The sequence below is a fragment of the Subsaximicrobium wynnwilliamsii genome (assembly GCF_007997225.1).
In the GTDB taxonomy this organism is placed as follows: Bacteria; Bacteroidota; Bacteroidia; order Flavobacteriales; family Flavobacteriaceae; genus Psychroserpens; species Psychroserpens wynnwilliamsii.
This window is the reverse complement of the sequence record NZ_VORM01000013.1, coordinates 79116-95726: the sequence shown is the minus strand read 5'-3', so window position 1 is coordinate 95726 and position 16611 is coordinate 79116. Positions and strand designations below refer to the sequence as shown.

At 41.1% G+C, this 16611-nt stretch carries 17 protein-coding genes; 9 read left to right on the top strand and 8 right to left on the bottom strand.

Going from position 1 to position 16611, the window contains the following annotated elements; all coding sequences use genetic code 11:
- Positions 1-603: 603 nt before the first annotated feature.
- Complete coding sequence (locus tag ESY88_RS12090; protein WP_147086881.1) at positions 604-1638, bottom strand: RluA family pseudouridine synthase; 1035 nt, start codon at positions 1636-1638, stop codon at positions 604-606.
- 11 nt (positions 1639-1649) lie between these two features.
- Positions 1650-2201, bottom strand: coding sequence for a PASTA domain-containing protein (locus ESY88_RS12085; protein ID WP_147086882.1), 552 nt, complete (start codon positions 2199-2201; stop codon positions 1650-1652).
- A gap of 226 nt (positions 2202-2427) precedes the next feature.
- Between ESY88_RS12085 and ESY88_RS12080 the strand changes: the two genes are divergently transcribed.
- From ESY88_RS12080 to coaD, 4 genes are all read left to right on the top strand, one after another.
- Positions 2428-3423, top strand: a complete 996-nt coding sequence (locus tag ESY88_RS12080; RefSeq protein ID WP_147086883.1) for a D-alanine--D-alanine ligase — start codon at positions 2428-2430, stop codon at positions 3421-3423.
- Between the two features lie 117 nt (positions 3424-3540).
- The gene (locus tag ESY88_RS21730; RefSeq protein WP_262713100.1) at positions 3541-3663 is read left to right on the top strand and encodes a hypothetical protein; all 123 of its coding nucleotides are present in this window, start codon (positions 3541-3543) and stop codon (positions 3661-3663) included.
- A gap of 4 nt (positions 3664-3667) precedes the next feature.
- A complete protein-coding gene (locus ESY88_RS12075; protein WP_147086884.1) occupies positions 3668-4120 on the top strand; it encodes a GNAT family N-acetyltransferase in 453 nt (150 codons plus the stop codon).
- 150 nt (positions 4121-4270) lie between these two features.
- Positions 4271-4726, top strand: a complete 456-nt coding sequence (gene coaD, locus ESY88_RS12070) for a pantetheine-phosphate adenylyltransferase (protein ID WP_147086885.1) — start codon at positions 4271-4273, stop codon at positions 4724-4726.
- Here the strand turns inward: coaD and ESY88_RS12065 are convergent.
- The 5 genes from ESY88_RS12065 to alaS all read right to left on the bottom strand — a co-directional run bounded on the left by ESY88_RS12065 (position 4616) and on the right by alaS (position 9772).
- Positions 4616-4918, bottom strand: coding sequence for a response regulator (locus ESY88_RS12065; RefSeq protein ID WP_223270809.1), 303 nt, complete (start codon positions 4916-4918; stop codon positions 4616-4618). The two genes, coaD and ESY88_RS12065, sit on opposite strands and share 111 nt — an antisense overlap.
- A gap of 170 nt (positions 4919-5088) precedes the next feature.
- Complete coding sequence (locus ESY88_RS21070) at positions 5089-5262, bottom strand: sensor histidine kinase (RefSeq protein ID WP_189702597.1); 174 nt, start codon at positions 5260-5262, stop codon at positions 5089-5091.
- A gap of 12 nt (positions 5263-5274) precedes the next feature.
- Positions 5275-5499 carry a sensor histidine kinase gene (locus ESY88_RS12060; protein WP_147129036.1) on the bottom strand — a complete coding sequence of 75 codons (225 nt, stop codon included), beginning with the start codon at positions 5497-5499 and terminating at the stop codon, positions 5275-5277.
- A 550-nt stretch (positions 5500-6049) separates the two neighbouring features.
- Entirely contained in the window at positions 6050-7012 is a 963-nt protein-coding gene (locus ESY88_RS12055; protein ID WP_147086887.1) for a GSCFA domain-containing protein, read from the bottom strand.
- A 117-nt stretch (positions 7013-7129) separates the two neighbouring features.
- Positions 7130-9772, bottom strand: coding sequence for an alanine--tRNA ligase (gene alaS, locus ESY88_RS12050; protein ID WP_147086888.1), 2643 nt, complete (start codon positions 9770-9772; stop codon positions 7130-7132).
- A gap of 187 nt (positions 9773-9959) precedes the next feature.
- On the opposite strand from alaS, the gene ESY88_RS12045 reads away from it, so the two are divergent.
- The 5 genes from ESY88_RS12045 (at position 9960) to ESY88_RS12025 (ending at position 13338) form a co-directional block, all read left to right on the top strand.
- Positions 9960-10931 (top strand): M23 family metallopeptidase, encoded by a 972-nt coding sequence (locus tag ESY88_RS12045; protein WP_147086889.1) that lies wholly within the window; start codon positions 9960-9962, stop codon positions 10929-10931.
- A 2-nt stretch (positions 10932-10933) separates the two neighbouring features.
- Entirely contained in the window at positions 10934-11263 is a 330-nt protein-coding gene (locus ESY88_RS12040) for a MerR family transcriptional regulator (RefSeq protein ID WP_147086890.1), read from the top strand.
- Positions 11264-11286: 23 nt separating this feature from the next.
- The gene (locus ESY88_RS12035; RefSeq protein ID WP_147086891.1) at positions 11287-11889 is read left to right on the top strand and encodes a LemA family protein; all 603 of its coding nucleotides are present in this window, start codon (positions 11287-11289) and stop codon (positions 11887-11889) included.
- A 2-nt stretch (positions 11890-11891) separates the two neighbouring features.
- Positions 11892-12329: a TPM domain-containing protein gene (locus tag ESY88_RS12030; RefSeq protein ID WP_147086892.1), complete on the top strand. Its 438-nt coding sequence runs from the start codon at positions 11892-11894 to the stop codon at positions 12327-12329.
- 145 nt (positions 12330-12474) lie between these two features.
- Positions 12475-13338, top strand: a complete 864-nt coding sequence (locus tag ESY88_RS12025; RefSeq protein WP_147086948.1) for a TPM domain-containing protein — start codon at positions 12475-12477, stop codon at positions 13336-13338.
- Between the two features lie 829 nt (positions 13339-14167).
- On the opposite strand, the gene ESY88_RS12020 is transcribed toward ESY88_RS12025, so the two are convergent.
- Entirely contained in the window at positions 14168-16609 is a 2442-nt protein-coding gene (locus ESY88_RS12020; protein ID WP_147086893.1) for a T9SS type B sorting domain-containing protein, read from the bottom strand.
- Positions 16610-16611: the final 2 nt, after the last annotated feature.

The window sequence follows — 16611 nt, the reverse complement described above, 5'->3', positions numbered from 1 at the left end:
GATTGAGGATTTAGGGATTAGGGATTAGGGATTAGGGATTAGGGATCAGGAAATTAGAAATCCAAAAGCAGAGCACCAAATTCCAAAAACAGTGTTATTTAAAAACAATTTTGTCCGACAGAGACTTAAGACCACTGCGCTGCAAGACATAAGACTTGATTCGTGAAAATTTGAGAATTAATCGCATCTGATTTTCATTTTTATTTTCAAAACTTAAAATGTCTTTTAGAGCTTAAGAAAGCTATTACATTTAAAATTCGTCTAAAAGCTTGCCGCTGTCAGCAAAATCAAAAAAATCTTTGTGCCCCTACCTACCAACAGACAGGTCTGCGCCCCTGCCTGCCGGCAGGCAGGTTTGCGAGAGAAAACCGATTGAGGAATTAGAAATTAAGAATTAGGAATTTAAAAACCCAAAAGCAAAGCACCAAATTCCAAAAACCGAATTATTGAAAAATTATAGCATCTCTGCGCCCCTGCCCACCGACAGGCAGGTCTGATAGAGAAAACCGATTTACTATTTTTTATGTTGTTTTTCGAACATTGAAGATTGAACCTTGAACCTTGATCATTGAACATTGAGCATTGAATCTCAAACCCAAAACTCTATTCCACATGCGTCGCATAATTACGCCATTTCTCAATACACTGCTGCATATCGTCGGGGATTGGCGAATCGAAACTCAGTTGCTCGCCGGTCACAGGGTGCTTGAATCCCAAGGTTTTGGCGTGTAGCGCTTGACGCGGTAAAATCTTGAAGCAATTGTCAACAAATTGCTTGTATTTGGTAAAAGTAGTGCCTTTTAAAATACGTTCGCCACCATAACGCTCGTCGTTGAAAATGGTGTGTCCTATGTACTTCATGTGCACGCGGATTTGATGGGTACGCCCGGTTTCCAGTTTGCAGCCTACCAAGGTAACATAGCCCAAACGCTCTATAACCTTGTAATGGGTCACTGCTGGCTTGCCTTTTTCATCCTCGTCATTTTCGAAAACGGTATTCTGCAGGCGGTTTCTGGGATGTCTGCCAATATTGCCTTCAATTCGGCCTTCATCATCGGTCATATTTCCCCAAACAATGGCGACGTACTCGCGCTCACTGGTTTTATTGAAAAATTGCTTCGCGAGATGCGCCATAGCCTGTTCGGTCTTGGCAATCACTAAGAGTCCGCTGGTGTCTTTATCGATACGATGCACCAATCCTGGGCGGTCACTGGAGTTGTTGGGCAGGTTGTCAAAATGATACACTAAAGCGTTTATAAGTGTCCCAGAATAGTTGCCATGACCGGGGTGAACTACCATTCCCGCAGGTTTGTTGACCACCAAAAGCACCTCATCTTCATAAACGATGTCTAAGGGAATATTTTCTGGAGTTAAGAGATTTTCGTAGGGTGGGTATTCCAAAAGCACACGAATATGGTCTTTTGGCTTGACTTTATAATTGGATTTTACCGGAATGTCATTAACAAAGATACTGCCATCCTTAGCGGCTGATTGGATTTTGTTGCGCGTTGCATTCTCGATGCGGTTCATCAAATATTTATCGATGCGCAAAGGCGATTGACCCTTGTCTGCAGTGAACGAGTGATGTTCGAACAACTCATCATCTTGTTCGTCAATTGTGGAATCTTCAGTAGTCATGTTGGTGTTTTTTAACGATTTCCGTTACCAAGAACGACATCGATTTTTGAGTTGAGCGCAAGCAAATCCCCTTGTTCTAGCGTTTTACCTTTGTGCTTGATGGCGATAACCTCGTCTTTCCCAATATCATCAACGTAAGTAATGCTGCCAATTTGGAAACCTAAGGTCTCTAAGGTTGGTTTTGCCTGACGGAAGGTACGGCGCACCACGTTAGGGATTTCCATTTTCCTGTACCCGGAAGGGTTTAGCGTGAGGTAAATTTTACGATTTTCCTTCACTTGGGTTCCTGCCAAAGGGTATTGTTCAATGACCGAAAATCTTGGATAATCGGGATTGAAATTGGCCGAATCCTGGATTTCCATCGTTAAATCGGCTCTATCAAGCTCTGTTTCAACAGTGCTCAAACTTTGACCGGTTAAATCGGGCACCTTGATAAACTCACCGTGGTTTGTGGTATAATCCAACCACTGCAAAGTTAAGAATACGATGACCACCAAAGCTACAATGGCAATTAAAATCTGTGTAAAAAAGGCTTTACTCTTTACGAACCTTAAAAAACTCATTGTATCGTGTTTATCATTTGGATTAGTCGTGGCAAATATATAAAAACGAAAGGGTTTTTATTGTGGGTTTATTTGGTATTTTTGTTTGTGACCTCAGCGCTTGCATTCACGGTTTAATAACCATTTTTGCGATGAAATATTGCCTTGTAAAGCGCTATTTAAAGGTTGGAATATAAACTGAAGTGATTTCTGAACATTAAAAATGCCTGATCAACAGGACAATTACATGAAAAAAAATATTGCCATCATCATGGGCGGATTTTCAAGTGAATTTGAAATCTCCCTGAAAAGCGGTCAAGTGGTTTACAATACCTTGGACCCTGAAAAATACCATCTCTACCGCATCCATATTCTAAAGGATAAATGGGTGTTTGTTAATGATTTAAAGGAGGAATTCCCCATCGATAAGAACGATTTTTCAGTAATGGTAAATGAGACCAAAATCACTTTTGACTGTGTGTTCAATGCCATTCACGGGTCACCAGGCGAAGACGGTTATATGCAAGGGTATTTGGAGTTGTTGCATATCCCACAAACCAGTGCAGATATGTACCAAGCTGCCTTGACCTTTAACAAAAGGGATTGTTTGAGCGCCCTAAAACCTTATGGTATCCAATGTGCCGAATCCTATTTTGTGAATTTGGGCGATGCCATTGATGAGGATGCCATTATCGCCAAAGTGGGATTGCCCTGTTTTGTGAAGGCCAATCGCGCAGGTAGTAGTTTTGGGATTTCAAAAGTGTATCAAAAGGAAGATTTTAAAACCGCGTTTGAGGTCGCTTTCGCGGAAGATGATGAAGTGATCATTGAATCTTATTTGGATGGGACTGAAGTTTCGGTAGGTGTCATTAATTACAAGGGCAAAGTAACGGTACTGCCAATTACAGAAATAGTATCAGACAATGATTTCTTTGATTATAAGGCCAAATATTTAGGCCAGTCCCAAGAAATCACACCAGCACGCATCAGCGATGAGCAATCTGAAAAAGTGCGAACCATAGCCAAAAAAGTGTACGAAGTCTTGCGCCTAAAAGGGTTTAGCCGAAGCGAGTACATCTTTAAAAACGGAGAACCGCATTTGTTGGAAGTCAATACGGTACCTGGCCTCACGGAAGCGAGCATCTTGCCCCAACAAGCAAAAGAAGCCGGCATTAGTTTAAAGCATCTGTTTGAAAGCGCGGTGGAATCGGCTTTGAATCTTCAGAAAAAGGGTAGGGATTGAGTTCTGTTTTCTTCCGAAGAAAAGTTATGAGCCTATAAATTGTGGTCAGGTTTGGATTCTTAAAAGAGTGACGATTCAGATCGTTTCAGAAAAGAAATAGAAGTACATCTCCTAAAAATGAACAACACATACACTTTAGATGAATCGTTTTATATTGTCGAGTTATTGAAAGCTGTGAGTAACCAAGTGGTTCGTATCCTTAATCAAAGTACGGTGCTTACCCATTTTCTTCTTAAATAACACCATGGACAATCTACATTTGAGACCAGCAACAGCATCTGATAAAGAAATTTGCTATCGCATAAAACAACTATCCCTTAAACCTTATGTAAACACAATTTGGGGCTGGGATGAAATGGTTCAACTTAAGGCTCATAATGATCATTTTTCAAGGTCGGCAACCACTATTATTATTTATAAGAACAAGCCCATTGGTTATTATGAGTTAGTAGAAACCAATGCCCACTTTATTCTAAAAAATATATTGATTGAGAACCAATTCCAGAATTTGGGAATCGGGAATTTTGTGATGCAGCTTTTAATCGAGAACGCTAATGCACTTGAAAAATCAATTCAGCTTAAGGTATTTAAAGTGAATGGAAAAGCCCAAAAATTGTATTCCAAACTTGGTTTTAATGTTGTTGAGATAACGGAATACCATCTTAAAATGCAGAAAAATTTTGAGGCGATCACTTAGAGAATACAATTTTTGAGACTAGTGAAATCAATTCAGAATTGTATATTTAAGGAAATTTAAACGAGACACTAAACCACCTATCGCATCAAAACGTTATTTCTATGAAGCGATTAATTTGAAATAAGATTTCCGCTTTCTCGGAACATTACTATGAAACGAGCACTTTTTCCAGGATCTTTTGACCCGATTACCAACGGTCACTACGACATTATCATGCGAGGCATCAAACTTTTTGATGAAGTCATTATCGCCATTGGCGTAAATGCCGATAAGAAATACATGTTCACTGTAGCAGAACGGCTCGTTTTTATTGAAGAGGCCTTTAAAAACATAGAGAAAATCAAAGTCGTCACTTATGAAGGGCTTACAACTGATTTCTGTAAAAAGGTAGATGCACAATTCATATTGAGAGGCTTGCGTAACCCCGCAGATTTTGAATTTGAAAAAGCCATAGCCCACACCAACCGAAAATTGTCAAAAATAGAAACCGTGTTTTTACTTACTGCAGCACGCACCTCCTTTATCTCCTCCTCCATTGTGCGCGATGTGATTAGAAATCATGGGGATTACGCACAGTTGGTACCCGATAGTGTACGGGTGAAGTGATGGTTCATATTTGATAAAGACCGGTTTTTTTTTAACAAAAACAGTCAACATGATGATCTTGATGTGAGGATATTTCTGCTTTATGAGCTCTGTGTTTTCAATCCCATTGAGCACAGGCATTTCAATGTCCATCAAAATTAAATCCGTATTTTGGTTGCCATCAATCTTGGTCAACAATTCAAATCCATTCATGGCGCTAAACTTTATGCTAAGCTCCTCAAAAAAAGACAGCTTTTCCTATAAGGTACTAATGAGGAAGCTATTGTCGTCAACTGTAGCGATCTTAATGTTCATGTGCCCAATTTTAAAAACTAAAAGTTACGCTTTTTAAGAAACCCAACTATACGCCGTTTGTCGTATTTCTAACCCTGCTGTTTTAGATTTAGATGCACCACCGTGCCTTGCCCAATTTGTGTGGTCAGCTTCAAATCGGCATTGATCTCTTGAGCGCGTTTATTCATGTTGGCGATGCCATTTTCCATTTCGGCCGTATTCAAATCAAAGCCTTTCCCTTCGTCGGTAAGAGTGATGGTCATAACAGCTTGATCCTAATGACATATGACTTCAATATGTTCAGCTTCATCATATTTAATGGCATTATGGATACTTTGCTGGATGATGCGATAGATGTTCATGCCTTCCACCGAAGTGAATTTGAGTTGTCCTTTTTCCGAAGCCTCATAAGAAAAATCAAACTGAATATGTGCTGCACTCACATTCTCCTTTTCATTACCCAGGGTAACTAGACCCATTTTAAGGTCATTGGAAGGCATAAAAAAAAGCATCAATTTATTTGAACCGAAGTCAAATTAAAAACTGATGCTTTCCTAAAAAAAATTGATTAATAGCATTTAAATATAGTACTTATTAAAGATAAGTGGTTGTTTATTCGACCATAAGCAGTTAAAAAAGATTAAGCGCAATCCGTAAGAAATTACATAAGATCAAAACCTCAAAAACAAGAATCAATTTTTGAGATTATAGGCGTAAATAGTCTTATCATTTGGTTTGTAATACAAATAGCCAGCATATTCATCTGCTTGATATTCTGGTTTTTTATTCTTCAACAAAATCTCTTTATCCACTTTAACAGTGTCTTTGTTGTCCTTGATTAAAACATTTAGGAGTTGAATAGCAAACGGAAAAAGAAGCCTTTAAGACGTATAATTGCTATTCTGAATTTTTGGAATTATAAAAGGCAAAACCAAGCTTAGTTAAGATTACACGCAAGATTAAACGGGTGCTATTTCTTCCCTAATAAGAAGTGCTTAGGAAACTTAAGGGCAAGAAATACTGCAAAACCTTACACACTTTAAAGAGTTTTCAAAATCCCAAATGCGGAAACCGCGTTCTTAAAGCCTCTTGTTTGCCCTTTAAATTCTGGAGAAAAGTTTGATGTGCCTCAGATTTTGGATTGAATGGGCGATGCGCCAATCCTTTTTGGATGCTTTGCACGTCTTCCATAACGGCTTGCGTGTCTTTAGAAATCCACTGCTCATTGAAGCGCTCCCAGATGTAATCGATAGCAGTGCTGTTGGGATGGATCATATCGGCTGCGTAAAAGCGGTAATCTCGCAACTCATCCATCATCAACTCATAAGAAGGGAAATAAAATGATACTGGCCTACCTTTGTCTTTTGTGCGCAATACTTGCTGCACCGCCGTAATGAGATGCGCCTTGCTTTGGGTGTTCTCCACAAAACCGTCTTTGAGATGCCGCACGGGTGAGATTGTAAAAATCAGACTTACCTTTTTATTATGGGAATAAATGGTTTCTGAAATACGTTCTAATGCTTCAGAAATGGCGTCTACTGAAAGTAAATGCTTATCAAAATCGTTCTGCGGCAGCTTATGGCAATTGGCAACCGTTTGTTGGGTTGCTTTGAGTTTGTAAGCCCAAGCAGTACCCAAAGTGATGATGATGTGCGTCGCTGCTGTTATATATTGATGCGTTTGCTCAATCTGAACATTTAATATTTCCACTAATTTTTCTGCGGAAGTATGGCTAAGCCTGGAATGGGCGTCAAAACTATGCCATTGTTCATTGTGCTGAAAGACATCATTTTTTGTAAACCGTTTTTCAGCGGAAGCCTTTGAAATCAAGCGCTCAATAGCCAAAGGATGGAACAAGATCCCAAACGGATTCTGTAAGTGCTGAAACTTGAAATACCCAAATTTGTCGCCAATATGCTCTGAAAAGCAGGAACCCAATAACAAGACCTTTGAGTTGTAGTCAATGGGATTTGCGGTGGATGGCTGGAGTAGAAGTTTAGTTTGAAGATTCATTTTAATTTAGATTATTTTTTTTCGCAAACCTGCCTGCCGGTAGGTAGGGTCGCAAAGGCGCAGAGGCTTATTTGGGTAGTTTTTCTCGCCGACCCTTTGAAACTCCGTGTAATAATCCTATTTTAAATATCCCTCTGCAGCCCTCAAAGCCTCGGCAATCCCAGCAGGATTCTTACCCCCAGCGGTTGCGAAAAATGGCTGTCCGCCACCGCCACCTTCAATGTGTTTGCCCAGTTCCCTAACAATGGTACCAGCATTCAAATTCTTGCTCGCCACCAATTCTTTCGAGATGTAGCAGGACAAAATGGCTTTACCGTCATTTTCGGCAGCAAATAATAAAAATAAATTGTCAAACTGACTTCCCAATTCAAAGCACAAATCCTTGATGCCCGAAGCATCCAAATCGATTTTTTTTGCTAGAAAATGAACGCCATTAATTTCCGAAAGTTCATTCTTTAAATCGCCTTTTATAGACTTGGCCTTCTCTTTCAGCAAGCCTTCAATCTGTTTTTTAAGACTGCTGTTTTCATCTTGAAGATTCTGCAAGGCCTTGATGGGTTCTTGAGCGTTGTTGAGTAAGTGTTTCATTTCCATAAATGCTTTATCGTGCTCTTGGAAATAGCCTTTTACGGCGTCGCTGGTAATGGCTTCAATACGTCTAATCCCAGCAGCTACTGCACTTTCAGCAGTAATCTTAAAATGCCAGATGTGCGCCGTATTCGCCACGTGTGTGCCGCCACATAATTCCATAGATTGTCCAAACCGAACGGTTCTTACCGTATCGCCGTATTTTTCCCCGAACAAGGCCATGGCGCCCTCATCAATGGCTTTTTGCATTGGGATGTTGCGTTGTTCTTGTAAGTCGAGCTTTCCGTAGATACGGGCGTTTACAAAATCCTCCACATCACTCAACTCCTCCACCGTGAGTTTTGCGAAATGTGAAAAGTCAAATCGCAAATATTTGGAATGCACTGCAGAGCCCTTTTGCTCCACATGTGTACCCAATATTTCGCGCAGTGCTTGGTGTAGTAAATGGGTTGCTGTATGGTTGCATTCGGTGCGATAACGCTGTTTGGCATCTACGGTTGCCTTAAGCGTTTCCTGTAAATTTTTGGGTAGGCTCTTTGTAAAATGCACCACCACATTGTTCTCTTTCTTAGTGTCTACGATGTAGACAATGTCTCCTTGAGAATCTTCCAAATAGCCTTTGTCGCCTACTTGTCCGCCACCTTCCGCATAAAACGGCGTGAGATTGAAAACCAATTGGTACATATCGCCATCTTTCTTTGAGCTTACTTTTCGATAACGTGTCAATTTCACTTTGGCTTCCAAGGCGTCATACCCAATAAATTCTTGGATTTGATCTTCCATAAGCACGGTCCAATCATCAGATTTCAATTCCGACGCTTGCTTACCACGTTGCCGCTGCGCTTTTAACTGTTGGTCAAATTCGGTTTTATTATAGCTCAGCTTATGTTCACGCAGGATCAATTCGGTTAAATCTTCTGGAAAACCATAGGTGTCTTTCAGTTCAAAAACCTTTGCCCCTGAAATTTCCTTGGTAGCTGCATGTTTTACAATGTTATCCAACATGACCAAACCTTGCTCCAAGGTTCTCAAAAAGGAAGCTTCTTCCTCTTTGATCACATTTTCGATGAGCTGGCGTTGGGATTTCAATTCAGGAAAAGCATGACCCATTTTCTTGACCAATACATCTACCAACCTATAAATAAAAGGCTCTTTTTGGTCTAAAAACGTGAAGCCATAACGTATGGCACGACGCAAAATCCTTCGAATTACGTAACCTGCGCCTGTATTGCTGGGCAATTGCCCATCGGCTATTGAAAAGGTCACGGCACGCACGTGATCGGAGATGACGCGAATGGCGATTGCGATTTTTTCATCCCGTACGGACAAGTCGCGACTTGTCCGTACAGGGATGTATTTTTTATCGGTAATGGTTTCGATTTCGCGAATGATGGGTGTAAACACATCGGTATCATAATTGGATTGCACCCCTTGCATGACCATGCACAAACGCTCGAAACCCATGCCGGTATCGATGTGTTTGTCTGGTAGATTTTCTAAATTTCCATTGGCTTTTCGGTTGTATTGCATAAAGACCAAGTTCCAGATTTCCACCACTTGCGGATGGTCTTGGTTGACCAAGGTCTTTCCGTCGATTTTTGCTTTTTCTTCCGCAGAACGTATGTCCACATGAATCTCGCTACAGGGCCCACATGGTCCTTGATCGCCCATTTCCCAGAAATTATCGTTTTTATTACCCATGAGAATGCGATCTTCAGAAATCAAGTTTTTCCAGATGTCGTAGGCTTCCTGATCCATTGGGGTCTTGTCGCCTTCATCACCCTCAAAAACGGTCACATAGAGGCTTTCCTTATCGATTTCAAATTTTTCAGTCAATAATTCCCAGGCCCAAGAAATGGCTTCCGTCTTAAAATAATCGCCAAAACTCCAGTTGCCCAACATTTCAAAAAGCGTGTGATGATAGGTGTCATAACCCACTTCCTCGAGGTCATTGTGCTTGCCCGAAACGCGTAAACACTTTTGTGAATCTGTAATTCGCTTGTTTTTGGGCTGGGCGTTTCCGAGAAAATATTCCTTAAATGGTGCCATCCCAGAATTGACAAACATCAGGGTAGGATCATCTTTCAATACCATGGATGCCGAGGGAACAATGCTATGTGCTTTATCTTTAAAAAATTGTAAAAATGTTTGACGAATGTCTTGAGACTTCATTTGTAAAGGTTTAAATAGGTTTTAATGCGAAGCGCATTATATTTGGTTGATTATAGATTTATAAACTACGAAAAAAGATACATTTCCTCATGGTTTAAGCTTGCTTCGTATAAATTCATATAAATAAAAAACAATTTATATATTTGTGATACGTTCTATATCGTGCAAAAATAGAACTTTTTAAAATATGGCTAAAGTTAAATATTATTACGACCCAGAAACGCTGTCTTACCGAAAGATAGAGCGCAAAAAGCGTAAGACTCTACAATATGCCATGATTTTTTTACTGGGTTCTGCCCTATTTGGTTTTCTATTTGTATTTATCGCCAGCCAGTTTGTTCAATCGCCTCGCGAGCGAGCCCTTAAGCGCGAACTCTCCAATTTACAACTGCAATATGATATTTTAGACAAACACGTTGACGATGCCTTCGCTGCTTTAGAGAATGTTGAGGATCGTGACAACAATATTTACAGATTATATTTTGAAGCAAACCCCATCCCTAACGAACAACGCCGTGCCGGTTTTGGTGGTGTCAACCGATATAGAAAGTACGAAGGTTATGATAACTCGAAATTGATCATTGAAAGCAATAAGCGTTTGGACCTCCTTCAAAAAGCAATTGTTGTACAATCCAAGTCTTTGGATGAGATTGCGGTCTTAGCTGCCGACAAAGAAAAATTTCTTTCGTCAATTCCCGCAATACAACCGGTTAAGAACGAAGATTTGAAACGTATGGCCTCGGGTTATGGCTATAGAACCGATCCCTTTACCAAAGTGCGAAAATTTCATTTTGGAATGGATTTCACGGCACCTCGAGGCACACCCATCTACGCCACTGGCGATGGTGAGGTAATACGAGCCGATAATAGATCAACGGGGTATGGAAATCATATTCGCATTGACCATGGTTATGGCTACCAATCTTTATATGGACACTTGTTTAAATATAATGTGAAGGCTAACCAAAAAGTGAAACGTGGCGACCTTATTGGCTTCGTGGGCAGCACAGGGCGCTCAGAGGCACCACATTTACATTATGAGGTTTTTAAGGACGGCGAGCGCATCAATCCCATCAATTTTTACTACGGAAACTTAAGTGCAGAAGAATATGCATTGTTATTGGAAAAGGCTTCTTTAGAAAACCAATCCCTAGATTAACCATGCATATAGAACTTCCCGAAAAGCGGTATTATGGCATTGGCGAGGTCGCAAAAGCCTTTGAGGTCAACACCTCTTTGTTGCGATTTTGGGAAAAGGAATTTGACGTTCTCAAGCCTAAGAAAAATGCCAAAGGCAACCGAAAGTTCACGCCAGAAGACATCAAGAATTTAAAATTCATCTATCATCTTGTTAAAGAACGTGGTTTTACACTCGAAGGTGCAAAAACCCATTTGAAGGAAGAAAAGAAACAATCAATGACTACCTTTGAAATCATAAACAAATTGGAAGGGATCAAAGCACAGCTCGTCAAAATAAAATCACAACTCTAAAAAAACTCTAAAAACCAACTCTTATGAAAAAATGGCTCATTCCTGTTATCATCATTGCCCTAATCGGCTTTGCCCTCTATTCTTGGGGAAAAGGATTTAACAATACCGCAGTACAGCTCAATGAAAACGTTGGCCAAGCTTGGGGTAATGTGCAAACCTCCTACCAACGCCGTAATGATCTTATTGGTAATTTAGTCAATACTGTAAAAGGAGCTGCCGATTTTGAGCGCGGCACTTTAACCGATGTCATTGAGGCTCGTGCCAAAGCGACCCAAACCACAATCGACCCATCAAACATCACACCAGAGCAACTAAAACAATTCAATGAAGCCCAAGGCGGATTGAGCAGCGCTCTGTCTCGACTTTTGGTTACTGTGGAAAGGTATCCAGAACTTAAGGCCAACCAGAATTTCCTGAAATTACAGGATGAATTGGCCAGCACCGAAAACACCATACAAACCGCAAGAACACGATATAATGAGGCTATCAATCCTTATAACAACCATGTGAAAAAATTCCCGAATTCCATATTGGCTGGGCTATTCAATTTTGAAGGCAAAGCCTATTTTGATGCGGAGGCTGGCGCAGAAAGACCAGTGGAAGTTGAATTTGACTTTAGCGAATAATTATGTCTGAAATTGAAAAATTCCTTGATAAAAAGGACGAAGAAGCGATTATCGAAGCGATAAGGGACGCCGAAAAAAACACATCAGGAGAGATTCGTGTGCACATTGAAGCGACTACAAAACTGGACGTTTTTGATCGCGCGATGGAAGTTTTCCATTACTTGAAAATGGACAACACCAAGCAGCAAAACGGCGTATTGATCTATGTGGCTGTGCACGACAAGACCTTCGTGATCTATGGCGACAAAGGCATCAACGATGTGGTTGAAGATGATTTTTGGGACAGCACCAAAGACATCATGCAATCTCATTTCAAATCGGGCAACTTCAAACAAGGTTTAGTGGATGGCATTACCAAAGCCGGACAGCAATTGGAACAGCACTTTCCATGGCAGCACGACGATAAGAACGAGTTGCCCAATACCATTTCGAAAGGGTAAAACGGGTTTCGAGTTGAACATTAAAAATTAAAAGTTCAAAGTTCAAGGTTTAAAGTTTCGAGTTCAGAAATCTTAGATTAGAGGGATTTGGTATTTGGCATTTATATGAATACAACTTTCACAGTTAGAATAGTAATTAATTATGATGATTTTTTGGGATAGAGCGAATGTAGCAAGAGAAAATTCAAGAACCACCTGGCGTGGCTTTTTGCTGGCGATGGCACTTATGTTATGTTCCAGTATGTCTTTTGCGCAGTTTGATATTCCGCCTGTGCCTAAAGAGCAAACTAGCGTTTATGACTATGTGGATCTTTTATCGGCTTCAGAAAAATCCAATCTTGAACAAAAGCTCATTCGATATTCCGACACCACCTCCACGCAGATTCTAGTGGCGATTATAGCAAGTACAAAAGGCGAAAACATTGGTTTGTTAGCCCCAAAATGGGCGCAAAAATGGGGTATTGGCCAAGCCAAGGAAGACAATGGGGTTTTTATCTTGTTGGCGCGTGAAGATCGTAAAATATGGATTTCCCCAGGTTATGGCGTTGAAGACCGGCTCACAGCCGGAATAACTGGTGAGCTTACCAGAAACGTGATCATCCCGCAATTTAAACGTGGCGATTATTACGAAGGCCTCAATCAAGGCGCCGATGCCATTTTTGACGTGCTTACGGGAAAATACCAAGCCACACGAAAACAAAGTAATAATAGCCAAGGTTTACCAATGGGCACCTTCTTATTTATCTTTGTGGTGTTTGTGGTACTCATGGTCATTTTCTCTAAAAAACGTGGCGGTGGCGGTGGTTCTGGCGGTAAACGTTCTGGTGGCGTGAGTCTTTTGGATGCCATTATTTTGAGCAATCTGGGCCGCGGTAGCTTTGGTGGCCGCTCTTCTGGAGGTGGTATCTTTGGAGGAGGATCTTCTGGAGGAGGCTTTGGAGGCGGTGGCTTTGGTGGCGGTTTTGGTGGCGGCGGATTCTCTGGCGGAGGTGCTGGTGGGAGCTGGTAAAGGAAATTGAAGTTGAAGTTGAAGTTGAACTTGAACTTGAAGATGAAGATGAAGATGAAGATGAAAGATGTAATCTTCGGCTGTCCAATCTTCAATCAGCAATCAGCAATCAGCAATCTGCAATCTGCAATCGTAAATCCTAAATCGTAAATCTTCCGTCTTCCATTTAAACATCAGAAATCGCTAATCTTCGGCTGTCGAATCTTCAATCAAAAATCAGCAATCAGCAATCAGCAATCGTAAATCCTAAATCCTAAATCATAAATCTTCCGTCTTCCATTCAAACATCAGAAATCGCTAATCTTCGGCTGCCGAATCTTCAATCAAAAATCAACAATCAGCAATCAGCAATCTGCAATCGTAAATCATAAATCTTCCGTCTTCCATTTAAACATCAGAAATCGCTAATCTTCGGCTGTCCAATCTTCAATCAACAATCAGCAATCAGCAATCTGCAATCGTAAATCATAAATCTTCCGTCTTCCATTTAAACATCAGAAATCGCTAATCTTCGGCTGCCGAATCTTCAATCAAAAATCAACAATCTGCAATCTGCAATCTGCAATCGTAAATCCTAAATCGTAAATCATAAATCGTAAATCTTCCGTCTTCCGTCTTCACGTCAAAAATCGTAAATCGAAAATCGAAATCACAGTTTCTTAATCGAAAAAGACAAAAAGACACAACAGAAAAGGCAAGCGAAAAGAAAAAATCTCATGCTGTTGGTTGATGGAAGATTGGTTGATTGAATGAATCATGGCGTTTTGCAAAAAACAAATGCGAAAGCCATTTAGTATGAATTTACCTAATAAAATCAAAAGAATCGATTCTAACGTTTTAAGCTGAAGTGTCCAGTAAAACTTCGACCATCCTGAAGCGTTGCCGAAAACCAATAGTCACTACTCGGCAAAAGAGCTCCATCAAAAGAGCCGTCCCAAGACTGATCTGCAGTATTCAATGTTTTCAAAAGCTTTCCGAAGCGATCAAAAATAAAAACTTTAGAATTAGGCTGAAATTGTTCTGAAACACCCCTCAATTGCCAGCGATCATTGTAACCATCTCCATTTGGTGTGAAAAATTTAGGGTAGCCCACCACCGAAACCAATTGAGAAACAATACCACAATCGTTTTTCACATCTTTCACATACACTGTATAAAAGCCTGCGGAAAGATTGCTGAAGACGTTTGAACTTTGGTAAGGTCCATTAAACGTATTCAATGCGTATTCATAAGTGCCGTCGCCGGAAGCGATAATGTTTATGGCATTGAGATCGACCAAATCGTTTACCACCACCTCATCAATGACAGCGATGGAAGATGGCAAGACGGATATCGTCCTCGTTTTCGGGCAGCCATCCACTGGCGTGACTTCAACCGTGTAGCTGCCTATTTCGTTGACTTCAATGTTTATTGTGGTTTCTCCAGTGGACCAATTGTAATAGTAGTTGTTTGGGATATCGCCAACAACACCACCGCTCAAACGAATGGTTTCCGGGAAACTATTGAGACAATAGTACACCGTGGCATCAGGTTCAAGATTTGGCAAAGCCGTCACACGCAATTGCACCTCGGCTATCGTGTAGCAAAAGCCGTTATCCGTGATCCTTCCGTAGATCATTTGATTATAAGGCGTCGTATTTGTATAATTTGTAGGCAACACATTAAATTCATCCAAGGCATCTTGGTAGCTTTCATAATAGGTCACTTCAAAATCCTGAGAAAGCCCCTCCAACAATTGGCTGGTCGCCAAAGACAAATCGAAATTGACCAATCCTGTTTCATCCAAACCGTCACAAGCTTCCAAAAATGCAGGACTTACTGCTTCGGAAGTGGTTTCCAAAACTATTTCAGCATTGGCGCTACACCCACTTGAAGTATCTATAATTTTCGCGTAAACCGTTTGCGGATTGGAAACACTAGTATAAGCATCGCCATCAATAGGAATGGTTTGGGCTGCATCCTCAAAATACTGAATGTCCCGATTGGCAGAAACTCCATTGGTAATGTCCTCAAAATACGCATTGAGATTAAAGACCGCCAAGCCATCCTGAGCCTGATCGTCACATTGCGTAATACCTATATCCACCGCATCTGGTGTGGGAAAAATCGTAATGGGAAAAGGGATTCTGGTTCCTGTATTACAAGATTCAAAAAGAGGCAGAACCCAAAAGGTCGTGGTTTCATTGAGCTGAACCTCATAGGTCAAGCCTTCGTTAATGACCGTGTTGGCCGTTTCCGAAGCATACCACAACACCCTTGGTGTATTGGCTGTGACGCTCAATTGGGAAACGCTATTCTCACAATTGGAGCTTGCTGAAACTTCTATCCTTGGCATAATGATGGCGGTGCTCGCCGAAAGATTGATTTCTGGATCGCCGGGCATGCCTCCAAACTCCACATAATAACCTTTAGGATAATAAGGGTCGCCGGGATTGCCATCGCCGGTATTGGGTAAGTCGTTCCAGGAGCCCACATTGCCAATGCTTGGGTCTGTAATGTGCGCATAGTCTTCATTGCCATTAAAATTATTGGGCTCACCGGCATTCCAAAATGAAAATTCGCCATTTTGAGGGGTTCCATTGGCTTGGCCAATCCAAAATACGGTTCCAGCTTCAGGGCCCGTGACCCATTTCCAGGTGTTTTCTATCTCGGCATCGCTGGCGCCTATCCACCCCAAACCGGGACTTTGTTCGCCAGCAAGTTGTGCTTCTTCAGCAGAGGTCAATGTTGCCAAATAGCCCTGAATTCCGAAGAATTCCTGATTTTCAGCAGCGTTTTCTGCTTGGGTCCAACTAATGCCTGGATCGGCCACATATAAATAGTAATGTCCTGTTGTGGGCAAGTAATTTGCTGCAGAAAGATTGATGGAAATGAATTTATCTTCGGCAAACTCCGTTTGGGTAGTTTCAAACAAGACATTGCCGATGGCATTGGTAAATTCGTTGAAGCTTGCGGGTCCATTAAGCGTCAACTTTCCTTCGGCAACAGACCAAGATGCTGTGATATTCGGAAAGCTTCCGTTCAAGGATAAAAGATCCTGATTAATGGCATAGCCTTCAGCAATTTGTATAAACACCTCATCTAGCGTATCATCGCCAGCATCGGCATCGGCAATACTCACGCTCGAAACAATAGGTATCGGCGCATCGGCGCAATAGCCCTGATTGCCCGAAACTACAATTTGAGGTGGTGTGTCTTGGGTTTTACCGTTCAGAATTGATAAAAAAATCGTTGATAATATGGCAATTGATATTTTTATTTTTCTGAACATAA

Excerpts from the sequence above, each read along its gene's own strand:
- ESY88_RS12090 (WP_147086881.1), bottom strand. The coding sequence starts at position 1,638 with ATGACTACTGAAGATTCCACAATTGACGAACAAGATGATGAGTTGTTC.
- ESY88_RS12085 (WP_147086882.1), bottom strand. The coding sequence starts at position 2,201 with ATGAGTTTTTTAAGGTTCGTAAAGAGTAAAGCCTTTTTTACACAGATT.
- ESY88_RS12080 (WP_147086883.1), top strand. The coding sequence starts at position 2,428 with ATGAAAAAAAATATTGCCATCATCATGGGCGGATTTTCAAGTGAATTT.
- ESY88_RS21730 (WP_262713100.1), top strand. The coding sequence starts at position 3,541 with ATGAACAACACATACACTTTAGATGAATCGTTTTATATTGTCGAGTTA.
- ESY88_RS12075 (WP_147086884.1), top strand. The coding sequence starts at position 3,668 with ATGGACAATCTACATTTGAGACCAGCAACAGCATCTGATAAAGAAATT.
- coaD (WP_147086885.1), top strand. The coding sequence starts at position 4,271 with ATGAAACGAGCACTTTTTCCAGGATCTTTTGACCCGATTACCAACGGT.
- ESY88_RS12065 (WP_223270809.1), bottom strand. The coding sequence starts at position 4,918 with ATGAATGGATTTGAATTGTTGACCAAGATTGATGGCAACCAAAATACG.
- ESY88_RS21070 (WP_189702597.1), bottom strand. The coding sequence starts at position 5,262 with ATGACCATCACTCTTACCGACGAAGGGAAAGGCTTTGATTTGAATACG.
- ESY88_RS12060 (WP_147129036.1), bottom strand. The coding sequence starts at position 5,499 with ATGCCTTCCAATGACCTTAAAATGGGTCTAGTTACCCTGGGTAATGAA.
- ESY88_RS12055 (WP_147086887.1), bottom strand. The coding sequence starts at position 7,012 with ATGAATCTTCAAACTAAACTTCTACTCCAGCCATCCACCGCAAATCCC.
- alaS (WP_147086888.1), bottom strand. The coding sequence starts at position 9,772 with ATGAAGTCTCAAGACATTCGTCAAACATTTTTACAATTTTTTAAAGAT.
- ESY88_RS12045 (WP_147086889.1), top strand. The coding sequence starts at position 9,960 with ATGGCTAAAGTTAAATATTATTACGACCCAGAAACGCTGTCTTACCGA.
- ESY88_RS12040 (WP_147086890.1), top strand. The coding sequence starts at position 10,934 with ATGCATATAGAACTTCCCGAAAAGCGGTATTATGGCATTGGCGAGGTC.
- ESY88_RS12035 (WP_147086891.1), top strand. The coding sequence starts at position 11,287 with ATGAAAAAATGGCTCATTCCTGTTATCATCATTGCCCTAATCGGCTTT.
- ESY88_RS12030 (WP_147086892.1), top strand. The coding sequence starts at position 11,892 with ATGTCTGAAATTGAAAAATTCCTTGATAAAAAGGACGAAGAAGCGATT.
- ESY88_RS12025 (WP_147086948.1), top strand. The coding sequence starts at position 12,475 with ATGATTTTTTGGGATAGAGCGAATGTAGCAAGAGAAAATTCAAGAACC.
- ESY88_RS12020 (WP_147086893.1), bottom strand. The coding sequence starts at position 16,609 with ATGTTCAGAAAAATAAAAATATCAATTGCCATATTATCAACGATTTTT.